The organism is Thalassolituus sp. UBA2590 (genome assembly GCF_002339775.1).
GTDB lineage: Bacteria > Pseudomonadota > Gammaproteobacteria > Pseudomonadales > Oceanobacteraceae > Thalassolituus.
In genome coordinates, this window is record NZ_DDKU01000096.1 from 1 (window position 1) to 19,246 (window position 19,246).

At 51.3% G+C, this 19,246-nt stretch carries 17 protein-coding genes and 1 pseudogene; 6 read left to right on the top strand and 12 right to left on the bottom strand.

Annotated elements, in window-relative coordinates:
* Both B2067_RS08775 and B2067_RS08780 read right to left on the bottom strand, forming a co-directional pair.
* On the bottom strand, positions 1-246 hold a 246-nt coding region (locus B2067_RS08775; protein WP_301388155.1), incomplete at its 3' end, for a DEAD/DEAH box helicase.
* Entirely contained in the window at positions 243-794 is a 552-nt protein-coding gene (locus tag B2067_RS08780) for a YaeQ family protein (protein WP_068439536.1), read from the bottom strand. The genes B2067_RS08775 and B2067_RS08780, both read right to left, overlap by 4 nt.
* Positions 795-938: 144 nt before the next feature.
* Here B2067_RS08780 and B2067_RS08785 point away from each other — a divergent pair, with 144 nt between their 5' ends.
* Complete coding sequence (locus B2067_RS08785; RefSeq protein WP_068439534.1) at positions 939-1,316, top strand: helix-turn-helix domain-containing protein; 378 nt, start codon at positions 939-941, stop codon at positions 1,314-1,316.
* Positions 1,313-2,626: a type II toxin-antitoxin system HipA family toxin gene (locus tag B2067_RS08790; protein WP_301388157.1), complete on the top strand. Its 1,314-nt coding sequence runs from the start codon at positions 1,313-1,315 to the stop codon at positions 2,624-2,626. The genes B2067_RS08785 and B2067_RS08790 overlap by 4 nt, the downstream gene beginning before the upstream one ends.
* A gap of 48 nt (positions 2,627-2,674) precedes the next feature.
* On the opposite strand, the gene B2067_RS08795 is transcribed toward B2067_RS08790, so the two are convergent.
* The 4 genes from B2067_RS08795 to B2067_RS08810 all read right to left on the bottom strand — a co-directional run bounded on the left by B2067_RS08795 (position 2,675) and on the right by B2067_RS08810 (position 7,722).
* On the bottom strand, positions 2,675-3,139 hold the full coding sequence (locus B2067_RS08795) for a hypothetical protein (RefSeq protein ID WP_301388158.1): 465 nt from the start codon (positions 3,137-3,139) through the stop codon (positions 2,675-2,677).
* Positions 3,140-3,179: 40 nt separating this feature from the next.
* Entirely contained in the window at positions 3,180-5,123 is a 1,944-nt protein-coding gene (locus tag B2067_RS08800) for a putative bifunctional diguanylate cyclase/phosphodiesterase (RefSeq protein WP_068439529.1), read from the bottom strand.
* Between the two features lie 276 nt (positions 5,124-5,399).
* On the bottom strand, positions 5,400-6,542 hold the full coding sequence (locus B2067_RS08805) for a fatty acid desaturase family protein (protein WP_297531950.1): 1,143 nt from the start codon (positions 6,540-6,542) through the stop codon (positions 5,400-5,402).
* Positions 6,543-6,681: 139 nt separating this feature from the next.
* Positions 6,682-7,722: an AraC family transcriptional regulator gene (locus tag B2067_RS08810; protein WP_301388162.1), complete on the bottom strand. Its 1,041-nt coding sequence runs from the start codon at positions 7,720-7,722 to the stop codon at positions 6,682-6,684.
* A 128-nt stretch (positions 7,723-7,850) separates the two neighbouring features.
* Here B2067_RS08810 and B2067_RS08815 point away from each other — a divergent pair, with 128 nt between their 5' ends.
* Positions 7,851-9,578: an AMP-binding protein gene (locus tag B2067_RS08815; RefSeq protein WP_297531946.1), complete on the top strand. Its 1,728-nt coding sequence runs from the start codon at positions 7,851-7,853 to the stop codon at positions 9,576-9,578.
* Between the two features lie 175 nt (positions 9,579-9,753).
* Positions 9,754-11,010: pseudogene (locus B2067_RS08820) on the top strand (acyl-CoA dehydrogenase C-terminal domain-containing protein); the annotation flags it as partial.
* Between the two features lie 65 nt (positions 11,011-11,075).
* Here B2067_RS08820 and B2067_RS08825 read toward each other — a convergent pair.
* The gene (locus B2067_RS08825) at positions 11,076-12,899 is read right to left on the bottom strand and encodes a hypothetical protein (RefSeq protein WP_301388163.1); all 1,824 of its coding nucleotides are present in this window, start codon (positions 12,897-12,899) and stop codon (positions 11,076-11,078) included.
* A 256-nt stretch (positions 12,900-13,155) separates the two neighbouring features.
* Between B2067_RS08825 and B2067_RS08830 the strand changes: the two genes are divergently transcribed.
* On the top strand, positions 13,156-13,797 hold the full coding sequence (locus B2067_RS08830) for an OmpW/AlkL family protein (RefSeq protein ID WP_301377329.1): 642 nt from the start codon (positions 13,156-13,158) through the stop codon (positions 13,795-13,797).
* 62 nt (positions 13,798-13,859) lie between these two features.
* On the opposite strand, the gene cls is transcribed toward B2067_RS08830, so the two are convergent.
* The 3 genes from cls to murI form a co-directional block, all read right to left on the bottom strand.
* Positions 13,860-15,257 (bottom strand): cardiolipin synthase, encoded by a 1,398-nt coding sequence (cls, locus tag B2067_RS08835; RefSeq protein WP_301388165.1) that lies wholly within the window; start codon positions 15,255-15,257, stop codon positions 13,860-13,862.
* A gap of 87 nt (positions 15,258-15,344) precedes the next feature.
* Positions 15,345-15,896, bottom strand: a complete 552-nt coding sequence (gene folE / locus B2067_RS08840) for a GTP cyclohydrolase I FolE (RefSeq protein ID WP_068436502.1) — start codon at positions 15,894-15,896, stop codon at positions 15,345-15,347.
* A gap of 83 nt (positions 15,897-15,979) precedes the next feature.
* Positions 15,980-16,867 (bottom strand): glutamate racemase, encoded by an 888-nt coding sequence (murI, locus tag B2067_RS08845; protein WP_301388166.1) that lies wholly within the window; start codon positions 16,865-16,867, stop codon positions 15,980-15,982.
* 116 nt (positions 16,868-16,983) lie between these two features.
* Between murI and B2067_RS08850 the strand changes: the two genes are divergently transcribed.
* The gene (locus tag B2067_RS08850) at positions 16,984-17,982 is read left to right on the top strand and encodes a DUF484 family protein (protein ID WP_301388167.1); all 999 of its coding nucleotides are present in this window, start codon (positions 16,984-16,986) and stop codon (positions 17,980-17,982) included.
* Positions 17,983-17,985: 3 nt separating this feature from the next.
* Here B2067_RS08850 and B2067_RS08855 read toward each other — a convergent pair whose 3' ends face one another.
* Together B2067_RS08855 and B2067_RS08860 are read right to left on the bottom strand one after the other, a co-directional pair.
* The gene (locus tag B2067_RS08855; protein ID WP_301388168.1) at positions 17,986-18,561 is read right to left on the bottom strand and encodes a YceI family protein; all 576 of its coding nucleotides are present in this window, start codon (positions 18,559-18,561) and stop codon (positions 17,986-17,988) included.
* Between the two features lie 106 nt (positions 18,562-18,667).
* A complete protein-coding gene (locus B2067_RS08860) occupies positions 18,668-19,150 on the bottom strand; it encodes a DUF2489 domain-containing protein (RefSeq protein WP_068439508.1) in 483 nt (160 codons plus the stop codon).
* Between the last annotated feature and the right edge of the window lie 96 nt (positions 19,151-19,246).

Below are 19,246 nucleotides of genomic sequence, written 5' to 3' on the forward strand. Positions count from 1 at the left end.
AATAAGTACTCGCGGGTAGCGATAACCTTCTTCTTCTGTGCGTGGGGGCTCGCTGCGTAATTGCAGAAGCGGAAGCATAAACGCTGCAGTCTTGCCTGTACCGGTTGGCGCTGCGGCCATCAGTTCGGTTCCCGCCAGGATATGAGGGATTGCGGCCTCCTGAATCGGGGTAGGTTCAGCGTATCCCAACGATGCCAGCCGTTTCAGAATGTTAGTGTCGTGCAACAGGCTGCGGAAGCTACTCATGACTGGTCTCCACCAAAGAGTGTCTCAGGCGTAAATTCGATGGACTGCTCGTCATTTCCTAGCCACATGGTGCCGTCCTGGATCGTCGCTTGCAGTCGCATGGTGCGGGTGCATAGTGACTCTAGCTGAGTGCAGGCATCGTCGGCGAGCTTAATTACGCTCAGCTTTGGGTATGCATGAATTTTATTTTCATGCTGTTTCCACCAGACATCAAATGCATTGCCCTGATAGCCGTACAGTTTGACTGACTGTGCTTTATTACACGCCTTTCGTAGACGTTTTTCATCAGGCTGGCCCAGTTCAATCCAAAGCTCCGTCTCATCGCTGTATGTGCGCTGCCAGAGATCAGGCTCGTCATCTGTGCTGATGCCTCGGGTAAATTCCAGACGTTCGTGTGCATTCAACGCGAATACCGCGATGCGGGTCATCATTCTCAGTATGGTTTCTGAGGGATGTTGGGCGATCGTCAGGGTGTGGGTCGCATAGTAGTCGCGATCCATGTCAGAGATCATCAGTTCAGCTTTGTAGATGGTGGCTTTCAGTGCCATGCCTGGATTCTCGAGCTTTGTGTACGGGAGAAGAAAGGTGCGTACTCTACTGCGATTGGTGGAGCTTGCATAGTATAAATACTTTTTACTTTAAGGATCATTCATGATTAATTATATATATTAATGTTGTTTAGGAGGTCATAAATGAGTGAGTATGATCTTGATCCACTGTCAGATCAGCAGATTCTGGCAAAGTTGGCCGGGCGGCTCCGGAGTGAGCGTCTCCAGCGTAACGTTACACAGCAGGCGCTGGCTGATCTCGCTGGGGTGGGAGTGGCCACACTGCGGCGTTTTGAGGGCGGAGAGGGCAATCTGAGTCTGCTTAATCTTATCGCTGTTTTACGCGCCCTCGGGCTTGTGCACCTGTTGGATGCATTGATTCGTGAGCCTGATGTCAGCCCGATAGCGAGCCTCCGAGAGAACGGTGCCGGGATTTATCGGGAGGCGCCCATACGTCAGAGGGCAAGACCTGAATCGTCATCGGCAGATGATGCAAGCTGGTCGTGGGGCGATGACGAATGATCAGCCTGGCGGAAGTGCAGCTTTGGGGACGCACAATAGGCGCTGTTCAATGGAACAGTGTGCGTCAGCTCGGCGTGTTCGAATATGCTCCTGAATTTCTACGCTCGGGCATTGAGTTGGCACCACTGCATATGCCGTTAAGAGCGGGGCGTTTCAGTTTTCCGCAGCTAGCTCATGAGACCTTTAAGGGCTTGCCGGGAATGTTGGCTGATGCCCTGCCGGACAAGTTCGGTAATCTCCTGATTGATCAGTGGCTGGTGGCACAAGGGCGTGATCCGGGGTCATTCAATCCTGTTGAACGTCTGCTCTACATTGGGCAACGAGGCATGGGGGCACTGGAGTTTGCTCCGGCGACGCGAGGCCATGTAGGCGCTGGAACGCCAGTCGAGTTGTCCGAGTTGGTGTCGCTGGCGAATAAAGCCCTGAATCAGAAGCAGGGCCTTGCGGTAGAAATTATTGAAGGCGAAGAAGACGCTCAGGCGTTGAACCAGATTATTGCAGTGGGAACGTCGGCGGGTGGTGCACGTGCAAAAGCCGTCATCGCCTGGAACGAGCAGACCGGAGAGGTGCGTTCCGGGCAGTGTGATACAGAAGCGGGCTTTCAGCATTATTTGCTCAAATTCGATGGCGTTGCGGCGAATCGTGATAAAGAATTGGCAGACCCACAAGGTTATACCCGCATTGAATATGCATGCTATTTGATGGCACAGGCTGCGGGCATCGAGATGATGCCAAGTCGCTTACTTGAAGAAAACGGTCGTGCGCACTTTCTGACCCAGCGGTTTGACCGGTCTGAAACTGGCAAGAAGCTTCATATGCAAACGCTCTGTGGTATTGCTCATTACGATTTTAATGTGGCAGGCGGGTATTCTTACGAGCAGTGCTTTCGTGTGATTCGTCAGGTTGTGAAGAGTCAGGCACGCGTTGCTCAAGAGCAGCAGTTCCGGCGAATGCTGCTTAATCTGATGATACGTAATCAGGATGATCATACGAAGAATATTGGCTTTCTCATGAACCGTCAGGGGGTGTGGTCTCTGGCGCCCGCTTATGATGTAACTTATGCCTACAACCCTGATGGGGACTGGACTTCTACTCACCAGATGTCTGTCAACGGCAAGCGGGATCATTTTGCCCTTGATGACCTCATCGAATGCGGTAAAGCAGCGGACATTCGGGAGCGACAGGTTAAAGAGTTGATTAGCGAGGTGGGAGAGGCTGTCCGAGACTGGAGAAGGTTCGCCCAGGAGGCAGGCGTCCCGGAGGATTGGGCCGCCTCTATTGAATCGTCCTTCAGGAAGTTTTCAATTTAAAATATCGTTAATGATATACTGGTGTTAATTTATGCAATTTAGTGATCATTAATGATCTTTTGATTCGTTCCATTTGAACAACAGTAAACGTATACGCTCATCGCATGGCTGATGCCAGAAGTTGGTGTCTTCGTACCACTCTCCGAGCATGTCGAGGCCAGGCTCTGCCTGGCAGGCGCCGATCTCAATGGATGACTCTTTGCCGTAGGCATCATAGAGCTTTTCAAGAAGAAGCTCGCAGCGCTCTGCGTGGTCGGCTAGCAGAAACGGCTGATCAAGGTCTGCTTCCAGCTCGCGGATAACGGACCAGCCGGTTTCTCCCATCTGATAGAGAGTGTCCTGAGAAATACCATGCAGGTCTTCGAGTGCGAAATCCCAATCGTCCCAGTCATCGTCCGGTTGAATCAGAGTTGTCTTGACGGTGCCGTCCGCCAGAGACCAGGCGATTGCGACGGGGTGTGCGCTGTCTTCGTATGAGCTGGCATCAATCGCAACAAAAGACGGGTATTCCACGGCGGACTCCAGATATAAATCGATTAGTCAGGCGGCGAATTTACTTCGCCGCCGGTCGGTGTGCAATATTGCAGTGCAATAAGTCGTCGGGGTGCAGGAACTGCTCGGCGTCTGAGGCACTCACTGGGTGACCATAATAGAACCCTTGTGCGAGATCACAGCCGTTGCGGATCAGAAAATCAGCTTGCTCAGCGGTCTCAATTCCTTCAGCCACAATCAGCATATCGAGGTTTTTGCCTAACGTAATGATCGAAGCGGCAATGGCCTGATCGGCAGTGCTCGTGCTCAGGTCCTTCACAAACGTCCGGTCGATCTTGATGGCGTCGACGGGTAAGTTCTTCAGATAATTGAGTGATGAAAAGCCGGTGCCGAAGTCGTCAAGGTAAATAAATATGCCATGTTCTCTGAAATACTCGAGGACGTGGCGGGCATGAGTGAGGTCCTGCATCAGCAGGCTTTCAGTGATCTCAACTGAAATCAGCGAGGTTGGTATGCCTATTTCTTTAATCGTGCGGACGATATCCAGATGAAAATTCGGAATCAGGAACTGTCTTGGGGAAATATTGATGCTGATGTTGGCCTGGTAGCCTTGCTGGTACCACTCTTTTGCCTGGATGCATGCTTGCTCAAGAATCCAGAAACCAATCCGGCCGATCATGCCCGCATCTTCTGCGATATGGATGAAGCTCTCTGGTGATACGAACTCACCGTTAGACTTTGGCCAACGCAGTAACGCCTCAAAGCTGTGGAGGTGGCCAGTTGACATCCCCGGTCGTATATCGTGGAGGCACACCTTAGGTTGGTAATATAACTCCAGTGCGTTGCTTTCCAGAGCCTTGCGCAGACTGGTCTCAAGGGACATACGCTGAACGGCAATACGTTCCAGCGATGGCGTAAACAGATGGTAGCAATTTTTACCATTTGCTTTTGCACGGTACATGGCGATGTCGGCATTACGCATAAGAATGCCGACTTCTTCGCCATCGGTAGGGTAGATGGCTATACCCATAGAGGCGCCAATGACGAACTCTCTGCGTCCGAGGCGAATCGGATCACACAAGCGAAGCAGAAGATGCTCTGCGGACTCCAGTACTTCATCGTGGTGCTCGACGTGGTTGAACAGTACGATAAATTCGTCACCACCAACACGGGCCAGTGTGTCTCCTGGGCGCAATACTCCCTGAAGGCGTTGGGCGACCTCAATGAGCAACTCGTCCCCGGTACTATGACCAAGGCTGTCGTTGATGGTTTTAAAACCATCCAGATCCAGATAGCAAAGAGCAAAGCGCTTGTGTGTATCTGTGGCTTCTTCAATGGCCTCAGACAGTTTCTGCTGCAGGTGTACGCGGTTTGGCAAGCCGGTCAGGCTGTCATGGTACGCCTGGTAACTGATGGTCGCTTCTTTTTCACGGACTTCCGTAATATCGCGGATCATCCATATAAAGCCGGCAACTTCATGGTGATGTCCGTATATCTCCAGTGTTGTTCCGTCATGAAACTTGTATTCATCGAACGACGATTTACCGGGATCACGAATCGCCGCCAGTTGACTATGCAGCTTCGTTTTATCGCTGAACAAGGAGCAGGAGTAGTGGAACAGGTCGGTGCCCGACCGAGAAATGACTTCGTCCCGTGAGGTGCGGAGCAACTCTACGTAGCGGTCGTTGAACGCTACGACATGATCATCCTTGTCGACAACAAGAATGCCTTCGTTTGACGCATTGAGCGTGGCATTGAGTACCTCGTAGGACTGACTCAGTTCCTGTTGTGACTTTCGTTGGGATTCAAGGTTGCGGGTCAGGGTAGCGTTCCGCTCCAGCATGGTACGCGCACTCTGCTCAAGCGTTTCCATGAGGTCGGACCGCTGTTGATCCAGTAATTCGTATGTTCGGTCAACGTCCCGGAGCAGCGCCTGAAAGTTTTCGGGCAGGCTCGCCTCTTCTCCGAGGTGTTGCTTTATGTGTTGCTCAAGCCTTTGGTGCATAGGGCCGCCAGGTACCTGTTTGTTTTTGTAGTTGTCGGTAAGCGTGGTGACGACCTGACGGGAGAATCAGGACGGCCTGACATCCGCTGGTTGGCGTGGCAGTGAATCGAGCGTATCCGGTTATTTTGTCCTGTCTGAATCTTCCGCTCTGACTTTTGAAGGAAGGTATGCAGGGCATCCGGAAAAAACTCGACTTTTGCTAGCGGCAACCGGCTTCTGTTGCTCGATTATTTCTCTATAAAACGGTTTGTTTAAACGTCTCAGGAGTGTGATGGATCACGAAACTCTGAGCTCCTCCGCATCAGCCGTACACTCTATCTCGTTTGTCTCATCCACGGTAATCGTGCGCGCTGGCGCTGCAGGCACGGAAAGCGCTTTCATGTGGCGATAATGGCCTTTAATGGCTGCCCAAATCGTTGGGTACGAGCGCAGTTCATAGCCCAGTTCTGCTGCTTTCTTTTCAACCATAGGGTGCAGCTCAGCGTAATGCACATGGCTCACACGTGGGAACAGGTGATGTTCTGCCTGAAAATTCAGTCCTCCGAGAGCCCAGGTCAGAAAACGACTGTCCGTGGCGAAGTCTACCGTAGTACGCATCTGATGTACGGCCCACTCATCCGGTAATACACCACGTTCGTCCGGGCGGGGGAATTCAGCTTTATCTACGACATGTGCCAATTGGAAGATAACGGCGAACAGGAAGCCCAGAAAAGCGTGCATCAGAAGAAAACCGAGCAGTGCTGGGCCAGCTCCCAAAGCAGCCATTGGAATAAGCAGATACAGGGTCACGTAGATGGATTTCGATGCCCAGAACTCCACATGGTCAGCGAACTTCATGCGGTGCGAATAATCCCTGCGGGCAATTTTCTGGCTGCCATAGGCTTTAAAATCCAACGCAAAGAACCAGAACAGACTGGTAATCAGGTACAGGAACCAGACATAAAAATGCTGATATTTGTGAAACGGGCGATGCGGTTGATGAGGGCTCATCCGGAACAGTCCGAGCGCGTCGATATCCTCGTCCGCCTCATCGACATTGGTAAAGGCGTGGTGATTGCGATTGTGCTTCTGTGCCCAGTAGTAACGATTACTACCAACGAGGTTGAAGGACATCGCCATCAGGCGATTGACCTTGCGTGAAGCGCTGAAAGATTCATGCGCACCGTCGTGCATGATGTTGAAGCCCACCAATGCTGTAGCTACACCATGCAGCGCCCACGCGATGTAATGCATTGAGCCAGAGAGGCCATAGATGAGCAGATAGCTTCCAACGTACAACAGAGCAATAAAAATGGCTTTGTTATGGAGGCGGTCATCGCCGGTTTTCCTGATTCCTTTCTCTCTGAAGAAACGGGTCACTTCTCCAGATAATTCCTGATATACCGGGCGTTTGCCGGGCTGAAAGTGTACGTGAGACATGTTAATTATTCTTTTGTTATGAGGCCGCAGCCTGTGCTTTTTGGACGCTCGTTTCTTCCACTTTCGTATGGACAATCAGCGCCTCAAAGTTATCGTTATTATACAGGTGTTGTGAAACTATGGTTGGAAATATTGTGACTCAGGACACATGTTTGGTCAGTTTTCGGTAATTTAATGGTGTGATTCCCATCCATTTCCGAAACGCCCTCACGAAGTTTGATGTGTCTGTGTAACCCAATTGTTCAGCGATTTCTGAAACCTTCATGCTCGAGTTGCCAAGCAGTCTTGTGGCCTGTTCACGTCTTACTTCTTCAACCATTTTTCGGAAACTGGTGTTGAGCTGTGCCAGTTGCCGGTTGAGGGATCGGGCGCTGATACGCAGGCGCTCTGCAACATCTTCTAGTGACAGGCCGCTGCCGTAACTGATCAGTAGCGTACGGACGCGTGACGCAAGATCGATGTGCTCACCCGGCGCTTCCGCCAGTAGCCGCTCGCATTCCTGCTCCGCGCTATGACGAGCAACGCTGTTCGCTGTAGATACCTCGAGGCTCAGAGCTGCTTTGGGTAATACAAGTTCATACTGATCACAGTTAAATTCGACGTCGCAGCCTAACAGTTGTTCATAGAAAGCCACTGGTCGCTGTGCTGACTCGACCAGTCTGATGATTGGAGCCAGGATGTCACTATTGCGGGTCAAAAAACGCGCAATTGTTACCAGCGTCGATAGAATGTTGTGAGCAATAAAAGGGTAGGAGTCGGGCAGGGCGGCAGCTCTGATAATCTCCAGAGCGCATTCATCCTGCCCCTGACGAAATCGAATGCGCGCCAACCCGGTACGGGTGCCTGCGTAACGTACCGCCAACGAGAGACCCTCGCCCAGAGTTTCGCTCGCCATCACCGCAAAACCGAGAAAGCCATGGCTTGCGATGCTCATTCTTCGCCCATGCTCCAGCCCCAGCAGGGGATCGTTTGACAGGCGATAGGCGTTGCGTACGATCTGGTCATACTCACGCGCTGAGATATGTGTGCCGGGTTGTCCGAGCGCCCGTGGCGAAAGGCGGGTATTTGCGACCAGCTGTGCCGGGCTTATCCCTCGGTTAGCCAGCAGCTCCAGCAAGGGGATCAGGTACTCGTTAGTAAACAGCGGGTGAACTGCGGATATATCCTGACGTCCGGGCATGGTAAACCTGATACAATGTGTGGCGGTAAATGACCAAAATGATGTCACGAATATCACTTTCGCTCAAACTCGCTTTGCTTCATAGTCTGGGCGCGTTAAAAACGATCAAATAAACAGGGGAAAAACCTATGGATGCGTCTTTCTGGGACGGCAAACGTGCGCCCGGTATCGTTGATACCATCAATGTGAATGAATACGATTCGGTTGTTGAATGCATTGACAGTGCGTTCAAGCGATACGCTGACCGCAAAGCATTCACCAGCGTAGGCTACACTCTGACCTATCGTGAAATCGACGAGTACAGTGCTGCATTCGCATCCTATCTACAGAACCATACTACCCTGCAGCCAGGCGATCGTGTCGCGGTTCAGATGCCGAACATTATGCAGTGTCCGATTGCGGTATACGGCGTTCTTCGTGCCGGTATGATTCTTGTGAACACGAACCCGCTGTACACCGAACGCGAGATGCTTCATCAGTTCAACGACTCAGGCGCTAAAGCCCTGGTGTGCATGGACATGTTCGCTAAGTCGGTTCAGAGCATCCTGCCAGAAACGGGCCTGAAGCACGTTATTGTGACCAGCCTTGCAGACATGCTGCCATTCCCTAAGCGTCAGCTGATCAATGCTGCTGCTAAATACATCAAGAAAATGATCCCGGATTACTCGTTGCCAACCGCTGTGCGTTTCCGTAAAGCGCTGAGCCTGGGTAAGTCTGCGGGTGCCTATAAGAAGAACCACATCACTGGTCACGACAGTACTATCGTTCTGCAGTACACCGGTGGTACTACAGGTGTTGCGAAGGGCGCTGAGCTGACCAACCTGAACCTGATTGCGAACATGCTGCAGGCGCGCGCCAACATGGCACAGGTTGATGATAACGGTAAGCCACTGAAACCAGCCGACGGCGCTACCGTAGTAGCTCCGCTGCCTCTGTACCACATATACTCTTTCACTGTTCACCTGATGGCGATGCTGGATTCTGGTGATCACAGCATCCTGATCGCGAACCCTCGTGACCCAGGCATGTTCATTAAAATGATCAAGCCTCATCGTCTGGACGGTTTTGTTGGTCTGAACACACTGTTTGTCGGGCTGTTGAACCACCCTGAATTTAAAGAGTGTAACTTCGAGCACCTGAACCTGACTCTGTCAGGCGGTACTGCTCTGATGGATGACACTGCCAAGCGTTGGAAAGAAACCACAGGTTGCGGTATCTCAGAAGGTTATGGTCTGACTGAATGTTCGCCAATTGTTGCGGTTAACCCAGCGGCTGGTCTTGAGCGTCTTGGTACTGTGGGCCAAGCTGTTCCGGGCACGTCACTGAAGTGTATCGACGATCAGGGTAACGAAGTGCCTCAGGGCGAGCGCGGTGAGCTGTGCGTTAAGGGTCCTCAGGTAATGAAAGGTTACTGGAACCGTCCTGAAGCGACCGCTGACTCTTTCACTGAAGACGGCGAATGGCTGAAGACCGGTGACGTTGCTGTTATCGATGACGATGGTTTCGTGAAGATCGTTGACCGTATCAAAGACATGATCCTGGTATCTGGCTTCAACGTTTATCCAAACGAAATTGAAGAAGTTGTGGCAGCGCATCCTGCTGTTGAGAACTGTGCCGCGATCGGTATTCCGGATGCGAAGAGTGGTGAAGCAGTGAAACTGTTCATTATCTCTACCGACAAGAACCTCACTGCGGATGACATCAAAGCTCACTGCCGTGAAAATCTGACCGGTTACAAACAGCCTAAGTACATTGAGTTCCGCGATGAACTGCCAATGACTCCGGTTGGTAAGATTCTCCGTCGTGAGCTGAAAGACGAAGAAGCTGCTAAGAACAAAGAAGCTGAGCCGGCTTAATTCCGCTCGGTACTTTGTTGCAATTTGCTGAAAATAGAAACGGCCCCTCATGCAGGGGCCGTTTTGTTTCTTGACCTATCTCAATAACACCCGCAGAACCCCCCGGACTTACCAGTGTGACACCCTCTGTTGGTCATCGCGGCCAATCGCTGCTTCTGGCTGCCGCTGAAAGAATGCTGATGGTAGCTACAACATCACCGGGACTAAGATTTTTATTTCTTCGGGTGAACACGACTTTACCGACAACATTATTCATATCGTACTTGCCCGTCTTCCTGATGCGCCTGCAGGCACAAAAGGTATCTCGCTGTTTATCGTGCCTAAGCTGAATGTGAACGACGATGGTAGTGATGGCGAGACGAACAACGTGACCTGCGGTTCTATCGAGCACAAAATGGGTATTCACGGTTCGTCTACCTGTGTCATGAACTTCGACGGTTCTAAAGGCTTCCTGATCGGCCCTGAGAATAAGGGCCTGCACTGCATGTTCACCTTCATGAACACGGCTCGTCTGGGTACTTCTATTCAGGGTATCGGTGCGGCTGAACTGTCGTTCCAGGGCGCACTGCCATATGCCAAAGAGCGTCGTTCAATGCGCTCCCTGAGCGGTAAGAAGAGTCCGGACAAAGTGGCTGATGCACTGATCGTTCACCCGGACGTACGTCGTATGCTGCTGACTCAGAAAGCCATCGCCGAAGGCGGTCGTGCCATGCTGTATTATGCAGCGACGCTGGCAGACAAAATGATGGCCTCACATGCTGCAGGCGATATGAAAGGCTACGAGGACTGGGACGACAAACTGGGCTTCCTGACGCCAATCATGAAAGCGGGTCTGACAGAACTTGGTTACGAAGCGGCGAACCACGGTGTTCAGGTATACGGTGGTCACGGCTTTATTAAAGAATGGGGCATGGAGCAGATCATCCGTGATACTCAGATTGCCAAGCTGTACGAAGGTACTACAGGCGTTCAGGCACTCGACCTGCTGGGTCGTAAGATCCTGCTGGGCCGTATGAAGTCATTCGATGATTTCCGCGCTGTGGTAAACCAGTTCATTAAGAACCACAAAAATACCAAAGAGATGAAGCCGTTCATCAAGCAGCTGAAGCGGGCGATGATTGCCTGGCGTCTGAACACTTTCCGTATTGCGTTCAAAGCACGAAAAGACCGCGACATGGTAGGTGCTGCGTCAGTCGATTACCTGATGTACTCGTGCTACATCGTGATGGCGTTCTTCTGGGCGAAAATGGCGGATGCTGCTTACACTAACATCGCTGAGGGGAAAGACGTCGATTTTCATAAAGCGAAAATTCAGACCGCAGAATTTTATTATGATCGTCTTCTTCCTCGAGCGAAAGCACACAGGAAAATGATGCTAAAAGATCCGAAGTCTCTGATGCAGATGGATGAGGAGAGCTTTGCTTTTCTGTAAGTGAGATCTGACGATAATAAAACGGCCAGAAAATGCTGGCCGTTTTATTATTCGGGGAATATTAATCAGGCTTCGACTTCGCTTTCATCATCGTCATGCACTGACTTGTCAGAGTAATCATAGAGCGCGATCGAAAGATCAATATCGAGCGTATTCTCATCGCTTAACTGGCGGTTTAGATCGCCATGGAAGCGGGTTGTGGTGATGTATTCAGCCAGACCAAAGTGCGGATGAGGCGTTACTTCGTCGGTGCCTTCCGGGAGTGCCAGTGAGAAGTGAACCTGTGCCGTTGCACCTTTTACTTCCGCACTGGAATTGAGAAGGGTTGCACGTTCCAACATTGGCTCTCGTTCGAGAATCAGGCTGATCAGGAATGATAGCAGTCCGGCCGGTTCTGATATCACTAAAGAGAATGGCATCTGAGTCACGGTTCGAACTGACTTAAGAATCTCCGATTCGTGTAAGAGGTCGTCGAAGAGCTTCGGCAGATCAACAGCGCCCTGGCCCTCGTTAGTGCAATGGCGCAGATACTCGCGCAGGACTGGCATTCTGCCCGGGAGGTCTGCCCCTTCCGGATAGTGCTCTTCCATTTCTGCAAGCAGCCACTTCTTGAACTCATTTGTTGACTGCTGATTCATCTGAGCAGCTTTCTGCTCAAGGCGGGTCTCGAGGCGCCTTACTGTTTCGCGGGCCTTCTGTTGCTCTGTGTACAGCTGCTCCGTGCGCTCGGTGACTTTATTCTCAAGCGATGCCGCCAATTCATGAGCGCGCCGGGTCGCAGACTGCTCGCGGGTTTTATCCAGCATGCAGATCAGAACTTCACGAGGGCGCGATTCACTGAAATGGAGCGTTTGCATGGTGATATCGAAATAGCACTTCTCATTGCGGAAGTTAGCGATGGTAAATTCGCCGTGCAGCCGTGAAATACGACCTAGCAGCAACTGATTGATTTTTTCGCGCTGTTCCGGCCCTTTAAGTCCTCTTACCATATCGCGGATATGTTCCATCGCACTGGGCATGGACTCCAACTCCTGGCGCGTGGTCGCCAGATGCCGTGCAAAGTGGTTGTTACATTGAAGATGGTCAGACTCGGGCAGGTATCTCGCAAAGCCCAGCGACGCGTTGTCAATTGCGACTGTCAGCTGCTCTTTGGTCTCGACCAGTTGTTCTCGGGCTTGCTCGCGCTCCTGAGCATCACTGCGCAGGGTTTCTCGCATACAGTTAATTGCGTTGGCCACCATATCGAGTTCGTCGGATCGTTTATGCTGGTCGTTGAACTGAAGTGGGTCATCCAGATTATTCAGGCTGAAGGTGTGTGCCCACTGGGCCATCACATCTAACCGGCGGGTAATCAGCAGGCGTACCATAACAAGGATGAAAATAGAGACTGAAAAAGTCTTTATAAACTGGGTGCCGATGATGGTGACTGCTTTGTGCTTGAGATCATCATAGAGGCCGGTGTAGTTCACATTCAGGTAAAGGTTACCGAGCTCGTATTCCTGAGAAGCGCTCTGGTGCGTCAGCGGAAACGAATAATGAAGGTCCGCGGCGGCATAAATATCTCCCGCGCTCTGTACCAGCTTCTCACGACTTTCGATGTAGACGTAAACCACACCCGGGAAGTTGAGGATACCGGAGAGCTGAGATTCGATCTGGCGGTTGTCAAAGTTCCAGAGGCTGTAGCTGATACTTTCCTGGTAACTGGCGTGGATCTGATCGAGGTTGCTGCGGTATTGGCTGACACCGCGGCGGTAATCAGAATAGAGTACAAAGCCCGAGGCCAGGACACTGACGATAAAGCTGAAAGCCAGAAGATATGACAGCAGACGCACGCCAACGTGGCTTTTCTGAACGAATTCCTGATCAGTCTGTTTCTGCGGGCTACTCAAGTCCTGTGTCCTGCAATTATGAAAGTTATACTCGTTTTGTAACTATAGGCCAGAAAACAAATTTTGACGACCAGAGATCAACAGGGTCATATTCTCTGGCTTGTTTCGTACATTCTTCGCCGAAAATTGACATAGATCGTGCTTCGCGCCTGTGAACCGTTCGTTGTTGTTTTGTTCTTGATTTGTATCAAATGACGTCAATGTCATTTACGTATTCTGGCTGTGTTTTCTATTGCACAGACATAAGGAGTGCGCGATGAAACTGATGAAAACCCTGATCGCTGGTGCTGTATCAATGGCTTTCCTTCCTGCCGTTCCCGCATTTGCATACGAAGCTGGGGATATTATCGTTAAAGCTGGCGTAATCAATGTTATTCCGAAAGATGGCAACGCCGATACCAGTGCTCTGGTGCCAGATTCAGAGTTGGATATCGATAGCAATATTCAACTCGGGCTGACCGGTGTTTATATGGTCAATCAGTACCTCGGTGTGGAATTGCTTGCTGCAACACCTTTTGAACACACTGCCGAAGGTGATGGTGGGGCGATCGACGGTGCCGATGTTCTGACTACGAAACACCTTCCGCCTACTTTATCAGCGCAATACTACCCTATGGGCGCGGACTCTGCGATTCAGCCATATGTTGGTTTAGGCGTAAACTACACCTTCTTCTTTGACGAAGAGGATGATGCTGGCCTTGGCTCTAACGGACTGAAACCAAGCTTTGGCTTAGCATACAGCGCCGGTGTTGATTATATGATCAATGATAACTGGTTGGTTAACGCTTCTCTCTGGAAAGTGGATATCGACACTGAGGTAAAAGGTGGCGCTGCGGATGGCCTGGATGTCGAGATTGATCCTGTCGCCTTTATGGTTGCGTGCGGCTATAAGTTCTGAGCAGCCATCATGACCAATAAAAAAACCGGGCGATTGCCCGGTTTTTTTTATTGCTATTGGTTTTACAGCACAGGCGCTATAAGGCGAAGCAGGCGCGCAAGAAGCTGCTTCCACCAGCGCTGATCGACGTGAGTAGGGCGACAATGGTCGAGGTCATCAAGCATCATCGCCTCGATTTCAGCAGCGAACTCTTTGTCTTTAATCAGAGCGCCAATTTCGAAGTTGATGCGCAGCGAGCGGTTATCCAGATTGGCACTGCTGACGCACGACCACTCATCGTCAACCAGCAAAACTTTCTGATGAAGGAAGCCCGGTGTGTAAGTGTAAAACTGCACCTGAGCTTTCTGTAAGGAGGCGACATAGCTGCGATTGGCCTGGGCTACCATCCAGTTATCAGAGATACCCGGAAGAATAATCCTGACATCAACTCCACGCAGGCCAGCCAGTTGAAGCGCAGCATAGACGTTCTGGTCCGGAACGAAATACGGGCTCACAATCCAGCAGCGCTCTGTAGCTGTGTTAATCATGTGCGTAAAGAACAGGCTGCCGCTGTCGTAGTAATCGGCGGGACTTGGGTTAATGCACATCACCTTGCGATTGCCCATCACCTGTGGCGATTCCCAACGCAGTACCGGAGTATCACCTGTCGCCCACATCCAGTCTTCACAGAAGGATAGCTGAAACGCCAGCGATACCGGGCCGGACACACGCATGTGCGTGTCACGCCAGTGGCCAATTTCCGGGTCTTTGCCCAGATACTCGATGCCCACGTTATGGCCGCCCACGAAGGTTGTGTGATCATCGATAATCACCAGCTTACGGTGGTTGCGGAAGTTGATGTTGGTCCGGTTGCGCAGTTTGAGTGGGTTAAAGCGAGATACTTCTATGCCAGCATCTGTCATCTGCCTGATGAAATTCTTATCCAGACCACCAGAGCCGATTTCATCATAAAGCAGGTAGACCCTGACACCTTCAGCCGCTTTCTGGCACAGTACATCAGCAAAGCACTGTCCCAGAGCATCGTCGCGGAAAGTATAAAACTGCACGCAGACGGTATGCCGCGCTGTTCTTATGGTGTTCAGAATCGCATTGAAGGTATCGTGTCCGTTAATCAGTAGCTGAGTGTCATTGCCATCCAGCATCGGGACGCGAAAAAGTCTCTGTAGTGGCAGGGTGGTCGTGTCAGGCGACAGTACAGCATCAGTCAGAGTTTTACGGATCTGTCGCTGACGTTTAGCCAGGTGCGTGTCCTTTTTTCGGCGAGCGCGACGATAACCTCTGAAGCGGCGACTACCAAAGAGAAGATAAACGGGAAGGGCTACCAGTGGCATCAATATCAGAGCAAGTACCCAGGCGGCTGTTCCCTGCGCGGTCCGGCCTTGCCACAAAGCGTCAGCGGCGGCTGCTATGCCGCCGATGTATAAGAGGATGGGCCACACCCACCAGGCAAAAGCTTCCATAATCTTCCTTAGACGACTTTAAGCCATGTGAAAAGGCACCTGGCGCCTTTCGATATCAGACGGGTCAGCAGGTGAGGTGGCTTGTAATCAGAGGCCGACGAGTCTCATGAATTCTTCACGGGTCGCCTGATTAGCGCGAAAGTCACCCTTCATCACCGAAGTGCGCATCATTGAGTTCTGTTTCTGTACGCCACGCATCATCATGCACATGTGCTTGGCTTCAACGATGACACCTACACCACGACAGCCCGTGACTTCTTCTACGGCTTCCGCGATCTGTTTCGTCATGTTCTCCTGAATCTGAAGTCGACGTCCGAACATGTCAACAATTCGCGCGAACTTGGAAAGGCCGAGTACTTTACCGTTTGGCAGGTAACCAATATGGCATCGGCCGATAAATGGCAACATGTGGTGCTCACACAGTGAGTAAAACTCGATGCCCTCTACTACAACCATTTCGTCGTTATCGCTGCTGAATACGGCACCGTTGACTACTTCATCGATTTTGGTCTCGTAACCACTGGTCAGGAACTGCATCGCTTTCGCAGCTCGTTTGGGTGTATCCAGAAGGCCTTCGCGTGAGACGTCTTCGCCTAATTCAGTTAACACATCACTGTAAAGTGATTCTAGTTTCGACATTTTGGTTCCGTCGCTTATTCAGATTTGAAGTAATAGTACTTAATTCGATGAAACTTATACAGGGTTTTGTGCTTGTATAAGTTTTATTGTGTTATCGGCCAGTCGAATGACATTCGTTTTACGCGCTCGCCAAGCTCAGAAAGGTAGCCAGCGACGCCATCAGGCTCATGTCTTCCGGTCCAGTGCAACCATGTATGGCTCCCGGTTTCTCCAGGCAGACCGCTTTCCGCCGAACCCCTTGCTTCTGAGATATTCACTGACCTTGTTGAGACTGCAGCACGGAGTATTTTATCGGTCTGGCGAGCAATTGCTTCACCTGAGTCAATCCAGTGATGATCCGGCCAGAGATGTTCTAACTCGTTGCGCAGCAGTGGGTAGTGTGTACAGCCAAGTACAATGGCTTTCATGTCCGGGTATGTCTCCAGCCAGGGGCCAAGGTGGGCCTCAAGTTCTGAACTGACGTCCTCGCCGGAGATCGCACGCTCCGCGTAACTGACCAGCAGTGGGCTTCCAAAACGGTGAACTTCGAAGCCATCAGCGAAGTCTGATATGAGGTTGTCGGTGTACGGGCGCTTCACCGTCGCGGGAGTCGCGAGAAGACCGAATGAGGTATCAGCCGAACTCGCGCAATGCCCGGCGGCGACTCTCACCGCGGGCACAACGCCCACAACTGGGATGTCGAGTACTTCACGGAGTAATGGCAGGGTTAACGTACTGGCAGTGTTGCAAGCGAGAACAAGTACCGCAGGATCGAAGCGCTCGACTGCTGCCTTGCATAATTCAGGGATTCGGCGTTCAAGGAGGCTATCACTCTGATTACCGTACGGAAAACAGGCTGTGTCCATCAGGTAATGAAAGCGCGTTACCGGGAGTTTCTTGCGGACCTCGCGAAGTATCGACAGACCACCGGCGCCAGAGTCAAAAATCAGGATGCTGTTGTCTCGGGAAACATGAGGCGTGGAGGTAACCACTGAAGAGAAGTCCGCAGGTTAGTCAGTATTGCCGGCATTCTATCAAAGAAATTTCGCTCATGCCGGGCAAAAATCAGGACAGCGTCTACACTGAGTGGAACGGGAGAGGACAAACCTTGGAACTAGCGGAATTACTCGAAAACGCCCGCCGCAATGAAGCGCTGCTGCAGCGTCTACAGGCGTTTGAACTGCAACTGCTGTCAGCCCAGAACTGGCAGGATTTTCTGACCTTACTTCTTGAAGCCTTGCCTTCTCAGTTTGATCTGGACGCCGTCAGTTTGCGCATCTGTGACCCAGATGGAGAAATTAAGGCGTCGATGCTCCAGTCTCTCGATATCGATCAGGGAGCATTGCTTAATCAGATCGAATTCAAAGTCAGCTTACCCATAAGCAAAGCCGATGTTATCGACACACCACCACCGTGGCGTTCGGGTCTGCGTTTGCCTTTAATGCGCAGTGGCGAATATATCGGCCAGTTATGCATGTTCTCTTCCCGTGAAGACAGATTTACGGCGGGTATGGCGACCGACTTTATGCAACATCTTGCGGCTGTGATTGCTGCATGTCTGGTGATGGTACGGCAGTCTGAGGCACAGGCTCTGATGGCACTGACTGATCCACTCACTGGCGCTGAAAATCGTCGGGGGTTTGATCGTGTTTATCGGCGTGAATGGGCCAGAGGGCAGCGGCAGCATCATGTATTTGCGATGGTGCTGATGGATATCGATCACTTCAAAAAGGTCAACGATATTCACGGCCACGGTACAGGTGATCGCGTACTGAAGACGTTATGCCGGACATTGAAATCGACCATACGACCCACCGATCACATCGGACGCCTCGGCGGAGAGGAGTTCGCATTGATTCTGCCTGGTTGCCAGCCAGATCAATTAATTGCGGTGGTTTCCCGGGTTCAGGAGTCGATTCGTGAAATGTCGGTATTGAATGACTCGGGCAAGCGTGTGCCCGTGACGGCGTCGGGGGCTTTTATTGCAGTCACGCCACGTCCGCATCAGGATCTGTCAGTCGAGCAGGTGCTCGATCATCTGGATAAGTATCTGTACAAAGCAAAAGCGGCCGGCCGGGATCAGTTCCTGCCAGCAGCGTCAGCCTGATATTTATTCAGGGCTTTCGGTAAACAGCAGCGTAAAAGTGACAGGGACCGTGGTTGAAATGCGATCCAGACCTGCAACTTCGCGCAGCGCTTCGACACCTTTTGCCAGTTTAAATTCGCCAGCATTCACTAATACTGGGGATTGAGTGGTAACAATCACGTGACCGTCGGCAGCCGCAGTAGCGAGCACATCCGCTTCAATGTCTTTCTTCTCGCCGTGCAATTCGAGTGTCAGCGGTAATAAAGACGTTGCGGTTTCGCCGTTTTTAAGCGCCAGCATCATGGTTTCCGGCAGGTCAGCAGAAACTGTGGCTGTGGCATAGTCAGAGACGTTGAAAAGCATGGATTGCATGCGTTCGTTGCGGATGCCAATGCCGGTTTCAACACTGGTCAGATCAATCGCAATCTCTGCATTACCCTTATCGCTGACTGAGCCAGAAACCTGGGTAAACTCATGAACTTCGGTAATGTTGGTGTTTTTCGTACTCAGAAATTTCACTGAAGAGTCTGGGCTCAGTGTCCATTCAGCAAAACTCAGCGGGGCGGCAAGAATTAACAGGGTAGAAGTCAGAAGTTTCATAAGTGGTTCTCGTTAACGTTTAGTCTGGACTTTGACACGAAAGCTTATGAAGGTTCAAGGCGTAGCCTGTGACCCAGGGCAAGTCAAAAGGATCATTTACTACGGATTATTGAATAAGAGTAACCTGAGGAAATGAGTACGTGCTCAACCATTTCAGATCGCGCTCAATGGTTAAGCGATTATCGTGTTCCAGAGTCAGGCGCTCTTTATCAATTTTGAACTGTTGTTTAGGCGTCAGGGCTTTGTATTCATCGAGAATCGGCATCGAACGTGTAGCAGTATGGTGGGCGCGGAGACTGGCCAGTTCATCCATGTGCCAGACATCCGGGTCGAGGCCCTTCAGCAGATACTCAAGGCGAAGCACCCCTTCTGTGATATCACACTGTTGTTGTAATACAGAGCGGCTGACAAAGCGGATATCTGAAATCAGCTCTTCCTGATGCTTGCGAAGCTGCATAGCGGCTTCTGCTTCCTCACGTTCCTGTTCTTCCTCCATCGCCTGCACTTTGCGGGTTAGACTCCACGCGTACCAAGCGAGCGGAATAATCACGAGCACGGCAAGAATGATAAGCAGGATGGAAAGGGACATGAACACCTCAGGTCAGATACGTCAGAGGTGTCATGATAACCGCTGATACCGATGGGCTGAACCCCGCCTTACGCTTCCAGACGTGCAGCCTATGCC